Consider the following 13,696-nt stretch of genomic DNA (forward strand, 5'->3'; position numbering starts at 1 on the left):
GAAGAGTCAAAAGAAGAAGTGAAAGAACCAACAAAGGAAGTGGAAGAGTCAAAAGAAGAAGTGAAAGAACCAACAAAAGAAGTTGAAGAAGCGAAAGAGGAAGTAAAAGAGCCAAAAGGAAATAATCAGGTTGTTGAAAACGAAGGCAGAACAGCAGATACTTTAAATACACAACATGTTAATAAGACGGAGGAAGGAAAGAAATCTTTACCATCAACAGGCGGTGAAGCTAGCACATCGACTTTACTTTCTGGAATAACACTTGTTCTTTCCGCACTAAGTATGTTCGTATTTAGAAAGAGGTTATTTAAGAAATAAATAACGTTTAATCTTATTATTGTATATAATTAATGTTTGTCTTTTGTGTAATAGATAGAGTAAAACCCCATTCGTATGAAAATTATATTTCATACGAATGGGGTTTGTTAATTTTCTTTTTTCTCTCAGTCATCACGGATTCAGAAGTAATTTGAGGTGCCAATTGTTACATAATCTTTTTTATTTTTTGCGGAACTTCTTTCGTTTGCGAATTAACATCTTCCTTTCGCAGCTCTTTAAATAGCGAAGCAACCATAAGAACGACTACGATAGAAAATGGTAGTGCTGCGATTATAGCTGCAATTTGTAGTGCATTTAATCCTCCAGCTTGTAATAAAAGTGCTGCAATGATCGCGATTGTTAATCCCCATATAAGTTTTAAACTATTTTTCGGTGATAAGCTTCCGTTACTCGTTTGCATTGAAACAACAAATGTTGCCGAGTCGGCAGAAGTAACGAAAAATGTGGCTACTAAAATTAACCCGATAACCGTTAAAAATGTAGAGAATGGTAGGTGCGAAATAACAGCAAATAATCCAATCTCTGTACCATTTTTTGCGATTTCATCAGCTATCCCAAGCGATTGGAACATTTCCATATGGATAGCGGTACCGCCAAATACTGCAAACCAAAATGTACAGATAAGAGTTGGGACTAATACAACTCCAATAATAAATTCTTTTATTGTGCGCCCTTTAGAAATACGAGCAATGAATGTACCGACGAATGGAGACCAAGAGATCCACCATCCCCAATAGAAAATAGTCCAGTTTTCAATCCAAGAAGAAGATTTTTCACTAAATGCTCCTAAATTTAATCCCATACTAGGTAAAGCGCCGATATAAGAACCGAGTGTAGATGTGAAATATTTCATAATAAATACAGTTGGTCCTAAAATTAAAAAGGAGACGAGTAAAATACCTGCGAGAGAGAAATTCAAGTTACTCAAATATTTAATCCCACGATCTAAGCCAGTTTGCGCACTTGTTAAATATAAAACAGCGAAGATAGCTATAAGTACGAGCTGAGTAAGTAAAGTGTTATGAATAGAAGGGAATAAATAGCTTAATCCTCCGGCAATTTGTTGAGCACCAATCCCAACAGATGGCACAATGCCAAATACTGTGGCTAAAACAGCCAAAATATCGACTGTTTTTCCGATAGGAGAATTTTTCGATCGATTAAATAATGGAGTAACTGTAGCCCCAATTGTGCTACCTTTTTGTTTGCGGAATGTGAAATATGCAATTGTTAAAGCAACCATCGCGTATAGTGACCACGGAAAGAGTCCCCAGTGGAAAAATGAATATTGCATAGCGAGTTTGGCGCTTTCCTCTGTACCTGCTTTTCCTGTTAATGGATCTGTAAAATGTGAAATCGGTTCAGCGATTCCATAGAAGAGGAGTCCAATCCCCATTCCTGCTCCAAACAACATGGATAACCAAGATGAATAGCTGTATTTTGGTCTTTCTCCATCTTTACCAAGACGAATAGAACCGTATTTTGAAAAGGCTAAATAAGTAGCTAAAACAAGCATTGTGGTCATAAGTAGAGAGTAAAACCATCCAAATTTATTGAGGATAAATGAGTTTAAAGAAGATGTGATACTTTGTAAATCATGGCCTTGTATCCAGCTTGCTGGTATGACACCCCATATAATAAATAAGGTTGTAAGCAAGATGGAGATATAAAATACACTGTTCTCTTTTTTTATCATAGAATCCCACCTTTATTTAATAAAGTTAACAATTATATTAACCATAACAATTAAAGGGTGAAATGTCAAAAAATTCTCTTTTTAATATTTGTAAAAGGGAATTTTGATTGTTATAAGTTCATAATCAGCGGAGGTTAGATAAAGGAAAGGGTGTTCACGATATGTACAAATTATAGGAAGAAATAATATGAAATATTGCATTTTATATTGTTACATCCAGATTTTATGTTAAATTCTTGAATGGAATATTAAAATAGGGGGCAAGGATATGAACAAGAAATCAAAGATCAATAAAGTGATGCTTAGCATTAGTACAATGGCTTTATCGTTAGGGGCACTTCAAACTCATGCAGTAGCGGAAGAAAAAGTACCGTATAATGTGCTAAAAACGAAACCGGTTGGAATTGAAAAGCCAGTAGATGAAGTTGGGCATGTTTCAAAAGTTGATGAAACCTTATCATTTCAAGAACGTTTAAAAGTAGGCGATTTTTCACAGCGACCAGCATCTATTACGAAGAAAACGGCAGTAAAGCAAGTTAAAGAAAGCTATTCAATGGCTGATTTAAACAAAATGAATAATCAAGAATTAGTTGAAACATTAGGCAGTATTAAGTGGCACCAAATTACAGATTTATTCCAGTTTAATGAAGACACAAAGGCCTTTTATAAAGATAAAGGAAAAATGCAAGTCATTATAGATGAATTAGCTCATAGAGGTAGTACATTTACGAAAGATGATTCAAAAGGAATTCAAACGTTTACTGAAGTGTTGCGTTCCGCTTTTTATCTGGCATTTTATAATAACGAATTAAGTGAATTAAATGAAAGAAGCTTCCAGGATAAATGTTTACCTGCTTTAAAAGCAATCGCAAAAAATCCAAACTTTAAGCTTGGTACAGATGAACAAGATACAGTCGTATCTGCATACGGAAAATTAATTAGTAATGCATCAAGTGATGTTGAAACAGTTCAATACGCATCAAATATTTTAAAGCAATACAATGATAATTTTACTACTTATGTAAATGATCGAATGAAGGGACAAGCAATATACGATATTATGCAAGGGATTGACTATGATATACAGTCGTATTTAGTTGAGGCCCGTAAAGAAGCGAATGAAACGATGTGGTATGGAAAAGTAGATGGGTTTATTAATGAAATAAATCGTATTGCTCTTTTAAATGAAGTAACGTCAGAAAATAAATGGCTCGTTAATAATGGTATTTATTTTGCAAGCCGTTTAGGGAAATTTCATAGCAATCCGAATAAAGGATTAGAGGTTGTTACACAAGCAATGCATATGTACCCACACTTAAGTGAACCATATTTTGTTGCGATAGAACAAATTACAACAAATTATAATGGTAAAGATTATAGCGGGAATACAGTAGATTTAGAGAAAATACGTAAAGAAGGAAAAGAGCAGTACTTACCAAAAACGTATACATTCGATGATGGATCAATTGTGTTCAAAACAGGAGATAAAGTATCAGAAGAAAAAATTAAGAGATTATATTGGGCTGCGAAGGAAGTAAAGGCACAGTATCACCGTGTAATTGGAAATGACAAAGCATTAGAGCCAGGAAATGCGGATGATGTGTTAACAATCGTAATTTATAATAGTCCAGATGAATATCAGTTAAATAGACAATTGTATGGGTATGAAACAAACAACGGTGGAATTTATATCGAAGAAACAGGAACATTCTTTACATATGAGCGTACACCAGAGCAAAGTATTTATAGTTTAGAAGAGTTATTCCGTCATGAATTTACTCATTATCTGCAAGGGAGATATGAAGTTCCTGGTTTATTTGGAAGAGGAGATATGTATCAAAATGAAAGGTTAACTTGGTTCCAAGAAGGAAATGCAGAGTTTTTCGCAGGCTCTACTCGTACGAATAACGTTGTACCAAGAAAGAGTATAATTAGCGGATTATCATCTGATCCTGCAAGCCGTTATACTGCAGAGCGCACACTATTTGCTAAATACGGTTCTTGGGATTTCTATAATTACTCGTTCGCATTGCAGTCTTACTTATATACGCATCAGTTTGAAACATTTGATAAAATTCAAGATTTAATTCGTGCGAATGACGTGAAAAATTATGATGCATATCGTGAAAATCTAAGTAAAGATCCTAAGTTAAATAAAGAGTATCAAGAGTATATGCAGCAGTTAATTAATAATCAAGATACATACACTGTACCAGAAGTAGCTGATGATTATTTAGCTGAACATGCAACGAAGTCGTTAACAGCGGTGAAGAAAGAAATTAGTGATACGTTGCCTATGAAAGATACAAAAATGACAAAACATAATTCTCAATTCTTTAATACATTTACATTAGAAGGTACGTATACAGGTAGTGTCACAAAAGGTGAATCAGAAGATTGGAAAGCAATGAGTAAAAGAGTAAATGAATCTTTAGAACAATTGGCGCAAAAAGAATGGAGTGGCTACAAAACTGTTACAGCATACTTCGTCAATTATCGTGTGAATAGCTCAAATGAATTTGAATATGATGTAGTCTTCCATGGAATCGCAAAAGATGATGGAGAAAATAAAGCTCCGACGGTTAATGTAAACGGGCCTTATAATGGAGTTGTAAAAGAGGGAATTCAATTTAAAAGTGATGGCTCAAACGATGAAGATGGAAAAATTGTTTCTTATTTATGGGAATTTGGAGATGGAAGCACAAGTGCAGAAGTGAATCCAGTACATGTATATGAAAGAGAAGGTTCTTATAAAGTATCGTTAAGAGTAAAAGATGATAAAGGAAAAGAGAGCAGAAGCGAAACAACTGTTACGATTAAAGATGGAAGTTTAACAGAATCAGAACCAAATAATCGTCCAGAGGAAGCAAATCGTATCGGGCTAAATAGTACGATAAAAGGTAATCTTATTGGCGGGGACCACACTGATGTTTATACATTTAATGTAGCATCAGCGAAAGATATCGACATTTCTGTTTTAAATGAGTATGGAATTGGGATGACATGGGTACTTCACCATGAATCAGATATGCAAAATTATGCGGCTTACGGTCAAGCTAATGGGAATCATATAGAAGCAAAATTTAATGCAAAACCAGGTAAGTATTACTTGTATGTATATAAATATAATAATGGTGATGGAACATACGAATTGTCAGTAAAATAAGTACTTTTCCAATGTATGTTTAACTTTACTTTTTGTGGAAAATAGTATATTATATAGATATATAATATATCGGTTATTTTCTAGGAGGAGCCTGTCACAATAGGTTTCTCCTGTTCTTTTTTAGAGGCCTGTCTTACAGGCTTTTCTTTAAAGGGTAAATAACTGAAAATTTAGAACGATAATCTTTGAAAGAGGTGGGGCATACACATAACAAAAAAGGGATTGTTTAAGAGAGGGGGATAAGAAATGGCTTTGTTTGGTTATCCACTTGAAACAATTTATTTATATGGATTTATTATTGCTACTATACTCACTGTAATTTATATCTTTTTTGGAGATATATTTGAATCCATATTTAGTTTTGGAGGCGGATCTGTATCCGTTGTTACTTTATTACTTAGTTTTTTCGCCATGTTATGTGGACTTAGTTATATAGGAGAATATTTATTTTCCTTTAATAGTATTCTTATTTTTGGGGCTGCATTTGCTATATCTTTTATCGGTGTATTCATCATGAAAATACTAATTTTAAAACCGATTGCAGAAGCAGAACAAAACACGGTGCAACGTATGGATGAATTCATCGGTTGCAAAGGAGAGGTCATTACGACTATTCCTACAGAAGGGTTTGGTGAAGTATTAATTTCCTCCCAATTTGGAAACAATGCAATCCTAGCTAAAACAGTTGGAAAGAAAGATATTTCGCAAGGAACAGAGGTTATTATCGAGGGAGTCCAAGATGGTGTTTTACTTGTACAGAACATCGCTTATTCTTTAAAGAAACCAAAATTATAAGGGGGAATTTACATGACGATTCCATTAATTATCGGTGGAGTATTACTCGCAATTTTAATTCTACTCATTTTAGTATTCATTACAAAGTATCGAACAGTTGGACCAGATGAAGCATTAATTGTTACTGGAAACTGGCTTGGTGGCGGGAAAAATGTAGTTACCACTGATGATGGAAAGAAGATTAAGATTATTCGTGGTGGCGGTACTTTCGTAGTTCCGATTATGCAAAGAGCAGAGCCTTTAAGTCTATTAAACTACAAATTAGAAGTGGGAACACGTGATACGTATACGAAACAAGGTGTACCGATTACAGTAAATGGTGTTTCTATTATTAAAGTAGGATCTACCATTGAAGAAGTTTCTACAGCAGCTGAACAATATTTAGGAAAAGAAACAGAAGAGTTGAAAATAGAAGCAAAAGAAGTTTTAGAAGGTCATCTACGTGCTATTTTATCTTCTATGACAGTAGAAGATGCCTATAGTAATAGAGAGCAATTCGCTCAAAAGGTACATGAAGTAGCTTCTACAGATTTAAAGAAGATGGGACTTCGCATCGTTTCCTTTACAATTAAAGAAATCATGGATAAGAACGGTTACTTAGATGCACTTGGTCAGCCACAAATTGCGATGGTTAAGCGTGATGCAACAGTTGCAAATGCAGAGCGTGAAAAAGAGGCACGAATTGAAAAAGCTCGTGCTGAGAAAGAAGCAAAAGAAGCTGAGTATCAACGTGATGCACAAATCGCTGAAGCTGAAAAACATAAAGAGTTAAAAGTACAATCTTATAAGAGAGATCAAGAACAAGCTCGCGCAGATGCAGATCTTTCCTATGAATTACAACAAGCAAAAGCGCAACAAGGTGTTACAGAAGAGCAAATGCGCGTTAAAATCATTGAACGTGAAAAGCAAATTGAATTAGAAGAAAAAGAGATTGCGCGTCGTGAAAAGCAATATGATGCAGAAGTAAAGAAAAAGGCAGATGCAGATCGCTATGCTGTTGAACAATCAGCAGAAGCGGAAAAAGTAAAACAAATGAAAAAAGCAGATGCAGATCAATATAAAATTGAAGCGGAAGCAAGAGCACGTGCAGAAGAAGTTCGTGTAGAAGGTTTAGCGAAGGCGGAAATCGAAAAAGCGCAAGGTCAAGCAAAAGCAGAAGTACAAAAAGCACAAGGTACAGCGGAAGCAGATGTTATCAGATTAAAAGGTTTAGCAGAAGCGGAAGCGAAACAAAAAATTGCAGAGGCATTTGAGTTATATGGCCAAGCTGCGATTATGGATATGGTTCTTAACATGCTTCCAAGTTATGCGAAGGAAGTTGCAAGCCCACTTAGCAACATTGATAAAATTACAGTTGTCGATACAGGTGGCGGTGGTAAAAATAGCGGCGCCGGAAAAGTTGCAGGTTATGCGACTGATTTAATGGCAACGATGCAAGAAACATTAAAAGCTTCTTCTGGCATTGATTTAAAAGAGTTATTAGAAGGATTTGCTGGAAAAGGAGCAGTACAACAATTATCAAACGATAAATCTGTTGTATCTGTAGTAGAAGATGCGAAAAAAGAAGTAGAAAAAGATAAAGAATAGTAAAGCGGGAGGAACCTCTAGTAAGTGAGATACTAGAGGTTCTTCAGTGAATTATAATATTTCGAATAATATACATTTTTATATATTGTTTTAATTATTTAATTTATATAGAATGAAAAAGGTATGTATCAATTCTTTATGATGTAGAAAAAGATAGAGAGTCTCATCGATACATTTAAATTGTATTATTTTTATAGAAAGATTAAATGTTAATTAATTACATTTAAAACGGTATGGAGGGGTAGAAGTATGTTTCAAGGGAAATTAAGGAGTAGTAGTTTAAAAACAAAGTTACTTGTATCATTTATTATTATTTTAATTCTTCCAAGTATTGTAATTGGTTGGACGTCTTATCAACAGGCGAAGACGAATTTTAATGAAACGATTTTGAACTCGGCGAAAGATAATATAAAAATTTTGGATAATGTAATTAATAAAGAATTGGATAGTAAAAAAATAGATGCAACTTATTTTACAAAATTATTCACACAATCAAGTTACCAAGCAGATCAAATTCAAAACATACAAAATAAACTAGAAGAATACAATAAACTGCATCCAGAAATGGAAGCAATCTATACAGGATCTAGTAATGGACAGTTTATTCAATCACCAGCTATTCAGATGCCAGATGGATATAATCCTACAGAAAGAGATTGGTATAAAGAGGCAGTGAAGAAAAGCGGAGAAGTAATTGTAACTGCTCCATATAAGTCAAAAACGACAGGTAATATTGTTATTACACTAGCAAAACAAAATGAGGATAAAAGTGGCGTTCTTGGGATTGACTTAATCATTAATGATATTGTTACTACTTCCAAGATGGTTAATATCGGTAAGGAAGGGTATGTAGCAATATTTGATCAAGATAAAAATGTAGTAGCGCACCCGACACTGAAGCCAGGAGAGAAATTAGAAGAGAAACTTAGTAAAGAATTGTATAAACAGGAAGCTGGGGATGTTCATTATTCGTTAGATGGTGAAGATCGTAATATCACTTTTAAAACGAATAAGAAAACTGGATGGAAAATAGCAGGAATTATGCCTTCCAAAGAAATTATCGAAGCGGCTGAACCTATTTTCTATAAAACAATAACTGTTCTTGGAATTTCGCTACTAATCGGTGGGATTGTAATTTACTTCATTATTGCGTCTATTATTAAACCGTTAAAACAACTTGTTATATCATCGAAGAAGATTAGTGAAGGCGATTTAACAGAATCAATTACAGTTCATTCTAAAGATGAAATTGGACAGCTAGGAGAAAGCTTTAACGAGATGGCTACATCGTTACATAGTGTCATTTCCAATATAAACATTTCAGCAAGTCATGTAGCAGCATCTTCAGAAGAATTAACAGCTAGTATGAAGCAGACAAGCGAAGCAACGGAACAAATTACACAGGCGATAGAGCAAGTATCGAGTGGTGCAGAAATACAAACGAAAGAAGTTGAAGAAGGAGCAACATTGTTAGAAGAAGTTACAGAAGGAATTCAGCGTGTTGCAGATAGTTCTTCATTAGTATCTACAGCCTCTATGTATACGAAGAAAAAAGCTGAAAATGGTGGGACGTTAGTTGAAAAAACTGTGAATCAAATGCAATTAATTCATGATTCTGTTTCACAGTCAGACAAAATCATTGGTTTGTTAGACGATAAGTCGAAACAAATTGGAGCAATTCTTGAAGTGATTCAACATATTGCAGAACAGACAAATTTATTAGCGTTAAATGCGGCAATTGAGGCTGCGAGAGCTGGAGAGCAAGGAAGAGGATTTGCAATTGTAGCAGATGAAGTGCGAAAGCTAGCAGAACAATCAGGAAAGTCTTCTACGGAAATTGGAAAACTAGTGAAAGAGATTCAATTTGATATAAAAGAAACAGTAAGCTCTATGAATCAAGTTGGAACAGAAGTACAATCAGGACTTGTAGTTGCAAATGAAACGAAGCAAAGCTTTGCCGAAATATTGAAGTCTACAAATGATACAGTTGTACAAATTGATAGCATGGTAGATGTAGCAAAACAAATGACGGTAGATGCAAAGCAAGTAAGTGCATCTATTAATGAAATTGCAGCTACGATTGAAGAAAATGCGGCAAGCGTTCAAAATATTGCTGGTTCCTCTGAGGAACAATTAGCTTCAGTAGATGAAATAAATGCAGCAGCAGTTCATTTATCACAAATGGCAGAAGAATTACAAGAGATGATTGGTAAGTTTAAAATATAATAATAAACTGTTAAGAAACGAAGTAGTGCTTATGCTTCGTTTCTTTTTTTATGAAGATAAAAAAGAAAGAAATATATAGTAAGCGTGTTATGATAATAAAAAACTGTATTTTCTTTAAATTCTATCTTTAATTATGTTAGGGGAATGGTTTTGACATTGAAAAAATTAAAACTACAACCGAGAATTACATTAACTATTAGTACACTTATTCTTGTTGTACTTTTGCTAACAAGTTATTTATTTTTTTACATATTATCTGAAACAGTAGAAGAGCAAATTGGTAAAAGGGCCTTGCATGTTGCGAAAACAGTTGCTGCGATACCAGAAATTCAGGAAGCTTTTCAAAAAGAAAATCCAGCTTCTATTATTCAGCCAATCGCAGAAAAAATTCGAATTGATACAGAAGCTGACTTTATTGTAGTTGGAAACAAAGAGGGGATTCGTTATGCGCATCCTGAGCGAGATAAAATAGGAGAAAAAATGGTTGGCGGAGATAATAAAGGCGTTTTATTAGAAGGGAAATCTTATGTTTCGAAAGCTAATGGATCGTTAGGCCCTTCATTGCGTGGGAAAGTCCCAATCCGTAACCAGGAAAATGAAATTATCGGTGTGGTGTCTGTTGGGTTTTCAATGGCTGATATTCATGGAGCAGTAGAAGTGTATGGAAAGCGTGTATTTTGGATTACAGTAATAGGTCTTTTAATTGGGGTAATCGGCTCTATATATTTAGCGGGAAGTATAAAAAGAATGATGTTCGGGATGGAGCCAGAAGAAATTTCATCTTTATATGAAGAGCATAGTACAGTGATTCAATCTGTACGTGAAGGGATTATTGTAATCGATAAAAATGGCATGATTAGTTTAGTCAATCAAGCAGCTTATGATATTCTTTCGCTAAATAAACAACAAAATATTATTGGGGAATTTATTTTAAATGTAATTCCTAATTCAACGATACTAGATGTACTTCAAACTGGTGAAGAACAGTTTGACCGCCAATTAAATATAAAAGGACAGGCTGTTATTGCGAACCGTCTACCTATTAAAGTAAAGAATAAAGTAACTGGCGTTGTATCGAGCTTACGTTTGAAATCTGAAATGGATCAGTTAACAGCAGAATTGTCCCAGACGAAGCAATATACAGAGGCATTGCGGGCGCAAACGCATGAATATAATAATTTATTGTATACGCTTTCGGGTCTTATCCAATTAGAATCATATGAAGATGCTTTAGAGCTTATTCATAAGGAAACAGCGGTATATCAAGATTTTGTTCAATTTATTATGAAGCGGATTCAAAATCCATGGCTAGGTGGAATTTTAATTGGATTTTATAATAGAGCACGAGAGTTGAAGATTGATTTTATGCTAGATAGAGAAAGTGGTTTAGACAAATTAAGTCCACATATTGAGAGTAATTATGTCGTTTCTATTTTAGGGAATTTAATTACGAATGCATTTGAAGCAATTGAAAAAAATGAAGAGAATGATAGGAAAGTAAGGATGTTTGTAACTGATATTGGAGAAGAAATATTAATTGAAGTGGAAGATTCAGGGCAAGGGATTCATGATGAAATAATTACTAGCATATTCTATAAAGGCTTTTCGACGAAAGAAGGAGGAGAGCGAGGATATGGATTAGCAAAAGTGAAAGAGTTAGTAGAAGATTTAAATGGAAGTATTGCAATTGAAAAAGGGGATTTAGGTGGTGCGTTATTTATTATTGCACTACCGAAAGAGAGAGGCGAATAGTAATGGGTGAGGAGATTGAAGTATTAATTGTAGAAGATGATATTCGGATTGCTGACATTCATCGTCGTTTTACTGAAAAAATTGAGGGATTTAAAGTAATTGGAACGGCAACGACTGGAGAACAAGCGAAAGAATGGCTAGAGCTTGTGAAGCCACAGCTCGTGTTATTAGATGTGTACTTACCTGATATGCAGGGAACGGAACTTGTCACATATATTAGGAATCATTTGCACGATACAGATATCATTATGATTACAGCGGCATCGGAAACAGATGTAGTGAGGCACGCCCTGCGGGGCGGAGTAACAGATTATATCGTAAAGCCACTAATGTTTGATCGATTTAAAGCAAGTCTAGAAGGCTATCAAAAAAAGATTATACAGTTAAAGAAGAACAATCAATTATCTACGGAACAAATTGAATATTTATGGTCTCAAAGAGGTGTGAAGGGAGATCAAATAGAATATGCCCCGAAAGGGATAGATCCTTATACTTTAGCGAAAGTAAAAAAGCATATGTTAACAGTTAATGAAGAAGGGATTACAGCAGAAATGTTAAGCTCAATGGTTGGAGTAAGCCGATCAACGGCAAGGCGCTATTTAGAGTATTTGATATCTGGGAAGAAAGTCCACGCAGAGCTAATATATGGAAGTGTTGGGAGACCGGAGAGACGTTATTTTCTTGCTTCTTCATAATAAAAAACAGTAGAGGATTTTATTTCTTCTACTGTTTTTTTGCATCTTATATTGGAATAATCCCAATTACAATTCCGGTAATTAACATAACCATTGTCGTTCCAACGGCCCACAATAAAGTGAAGCGTTGATGTTCACCGAAATCAACTTTGGCCATTCCGACCAATAAATAAGTGGAAGCGACAAGAGGACTTAATAAGTGAACGGGTTGCCCAAGTAAGGAAGCGCGTCCCATTTCAGCTGCACTAATTCCGTAAGTAGCAGCAGCTTTCGTCAAAATAGGTAATACCCCGAAGTAAAATGCATCATTAGACATGAAAAATGTGAATGGCATACTAAGAAGAGCTGTAATAATTGGCAATTGTGGTCCAAGTACATCTGGTATAAGAGTTACTACACTGTTAGCCATCGCATCTACCATTTTTGTTCCGGATAAAATACCAGTGAAAATACCGGCAGCAAATACGAGAGAAACAACTGCTAATACATTCCCTGCATGAGAAGCAATACGTTCTTTCTGTTGTTCTAAGTTTGGATAGTTAATCATAACAGCAATAGCAAAAGCGACTGTAAATAAAACAGGTAACGGCATAACTTCTAGTATGAGACAGACAAGTAATGTAGCGGTTAATAAAAAGTTAATCCATAGAAGTTTAGGACGTTTATGTACTGCGGCTTCGACAGTTGCAGCTTGCTCATCCATTGTTTGCATTTGTTTTAAATACTGTACATCCATAATTCCTAAACGTTTTCTTTCTTTTTTTCCAAGATAGTAGGCAACGAAAACAACCCAAATTGCACCAGTAATCATTCCTGGAATAAGAGGTGTAAATAATTCGGAAGCATCAAGCCCAAGTGCGCTCATAACACGAGCTGTGGGTCCACCCCAAGGTGTAAGATTTGTTACCCCCGCCCCTAACATAACAACTCCAGCTAATATGAGGGGGTTCATTCCAAGGCGCTTATATAGTGGATACATTGCGGAAACTGTAATCATGTATGTTGTTGTACCGTCACCATCTAGAGAAACGATAATAGTCAATATAGCCGTTCCGACAACGATTTTTAAAGGATCTCCTTTTACAAATTTTAAAATCTTACTAATGACAGGATCGAATAAACCGCTATCAATCATAATCCCAAAATATAAAATAGCGAACATAAGCATAATACCAGTAGGTGCTAATTTTTGAATTCCCTCTAACATCATAGGCCCCATATTGGCATAGAATCCGCCAATTAATGCAAAAACACTCGGAATTAATATTAATGCTACTAGCGCTGACATACGTTTCGTCATAATTAAAAACATAAAGACAAATACCATCGCAAATCCAAGTAGTGCTAACATGTAATTTCCCCCTCAAAAGAATGATTGCGCTTTCAAAATAGAATAAAAATTCAGAAAAAGGTTTTTTATTTATAATAAAAGCATCTATT

9 protein-coding genes are annotated in these 13,696 nt (G+C 34.8%); 7 read left to right on the top strand and 2 right to left on the bottom strand.

Annotated features, from left to right (window positions below; all coding sequences use genetic code 11):
- A partial coding sequence (locus DOS87_RS29980) for an LPXTG cell wall anchor domain-containing protein (RefSeq protein WP_261795609.1) occupies positions 1–318 on the top strand: 318 nt, incomplete at its 5' end.
- A 166-nt stretch (positions 319–484) separates the two neighbouring features.
- Here the strand turns inward: DOS87_RS29980 and opuD are convergent.
- Entirely contained in the window at positions 485–2,035 is a 1,551-nt protein-coding gene (opuD, locus tag DOS87_RS02930) for a glycine betaine transporter OpuD (protein WP_000591601.1), read from the bottom strand.
- 268 nt (positions 2,036–2,303) lie between these two features.
- Here opuD and colA point away from each other — a divergent pair, with 268 nt between their 5' ends.
- The 6 genes from colA (at position 2,304) to DOS87_RS02960 (ending at position 12,256) form a co-directional block, all read left to right on the top strand.
- The gene (gene colA / locus DOS87_RS02935; protein WP_098578100.1) at positions 2,304–5,201 is read left to right on the top strand and encodes a collagenase ColA; all 2,898 of its coding nucleotides are present in this window, start codon (positions 2,304–2,306) and stop codon (positions 5,199–5,201) included.
- A 246-nt stretch (positions 5,202–5,447) separates the two neighbouring features.
- On the top strand, positions 5,448–5,996 hold the full coding sequence (locus DOS87_RS02940; RefSeq protein ID WP_001173143.1) for an NfeD family protein: 549 nt from the start codon (positions 5,448–5,450) through the stop codon (positions 5,994–5,996).
- Positions 5,997–6,008: 12 nt separating this feature from the next.
- Positions 6,009–7,583, top strand: coding sequence for a flotillin lipid rafts scaffold protein FloT (locus DOS87_RS02945; protein WP_000154997.1), 1,575 nt, complete (start codon positions 6,009–6,011; stop codon positions 7,581–7,583).
- A gap of 249 nt (positions 7,584–7,832) precedes the next feature.
- Positions 7,833–9,809: a methyl-accepting chemotaxis protein gene (locus DOS87_RS02950; RefSeq protein WP_000486200.1), complete on the top strand. Its 1,977-nt coding sequence runs from the start codon at positions 7,833–7,835 to the stop codon at positions 9,807–9,809.
- Positions 9,810–9,953: 144 nt separating this feature from the next.
- On the top strand, positions 9,954–11,561 hold the full coding sequence (locus tag DOS87_RS02955) for an ATP-binding protein (protein ID WP_003255872.1): 1,608 nt from the start codon (positions 9,954–9,956) through the stop codon (positions 11,559–11,561).
- A gap of 2 nt (positions 11,562–11,563) precedes the next feature.
- The gene (locus DOS87_RS02960; protein ID WP_098578098.1) at positions 11,564–12,256 is read left to right on the top strand and encodes a response regulator; all 693 of its coding nucleotides are present in this window, start codon (positions 11,564–11,566) and stop codon (positions 12,254–12,256) included.
- Positions 12,257–12,302: 46 nt separating this feature from the next.
- Here the strand turns inward: DOS87_RS02960 and DOS87_RS02965 are convergent, their stop codons facing one another.
- Positions 12,303–13,607 carry a CitMHS family transporter gene (locus DOS87_RS02965; protein WP_000880470.1) on the bottom strand — a complete coding sequence of 435 codons (1,305 nt, stop codon included), beginning with the start codon at positions 13,605–13,607 and terminating at the stop codon, positions 12,303–12,305.
- Between the last annotated feature and the right edge of the window lie 89 nt (positions 13,608–13,696).

It is taken from the genome of Bacillus sp. CR71, from assembly GCF_003429245.1.
Taxonomy (GTDB): Bacteria; Bacillota; Bacilli; order Bacillales; family Bacillaceae_G; genus Bacillus_A; species Bacillus_A thuringiensis_S.

Coding starts and splice junctions, on each gene's coding strand:
- opuD (WP_000591601.1), bottom strand. CDS start 2,035: ATGATAAAAAAAGAGAACAGTGTATTTTATATCTCCATCTTGCTTACA.
- colA (WP_098578100.1), top strand. CDS start 2,304: ATGAACAAGAAATCAAAGATCAATAAAGTGATGCTTAGCATTAGTACA.
- DOS87_RS02940 (WP_001173143.1), top strand. CDS start 5,448: ATGGCTTTGTTTGGTTATCCACTTGAAACAATTTATTTATATGGATTT.
- DOS87_RS02945 (WP_000154997.1), top strand. CDS start 6,009: ATGACGATTCCATTAATTATCGGTGGAGTATTACTCGCAATTTTAATT.
- DOS87_RS02950 (WP_000486200.1), top strand. CDS start 7,833: ATGTTTCAAGGGAAATTAAGGAGTAGTAGTTTAAAAACAAAGTTACTT.
- DOS87_RS02955 (WP_003255872.1), top strand. CDS start 9,954: ATGGTTTTGACATTGAAAAAATTAAAACTACAACCGAGAATTACATTA.
- DOS87_RS02960 (WP_098578098.1), top strand. CDS start 11,564: ATGGGTGAGGAGATTGAAGTATTAATTGTAGAAGATGATATTCGGATT.
- DOS87_RS02965 (WP_000880470.1), bottom strand. CDS start 13,607: ATGTTAGCACTACTTGGATTTGCGATGGTATTTGTCTTTATGTTTTTA.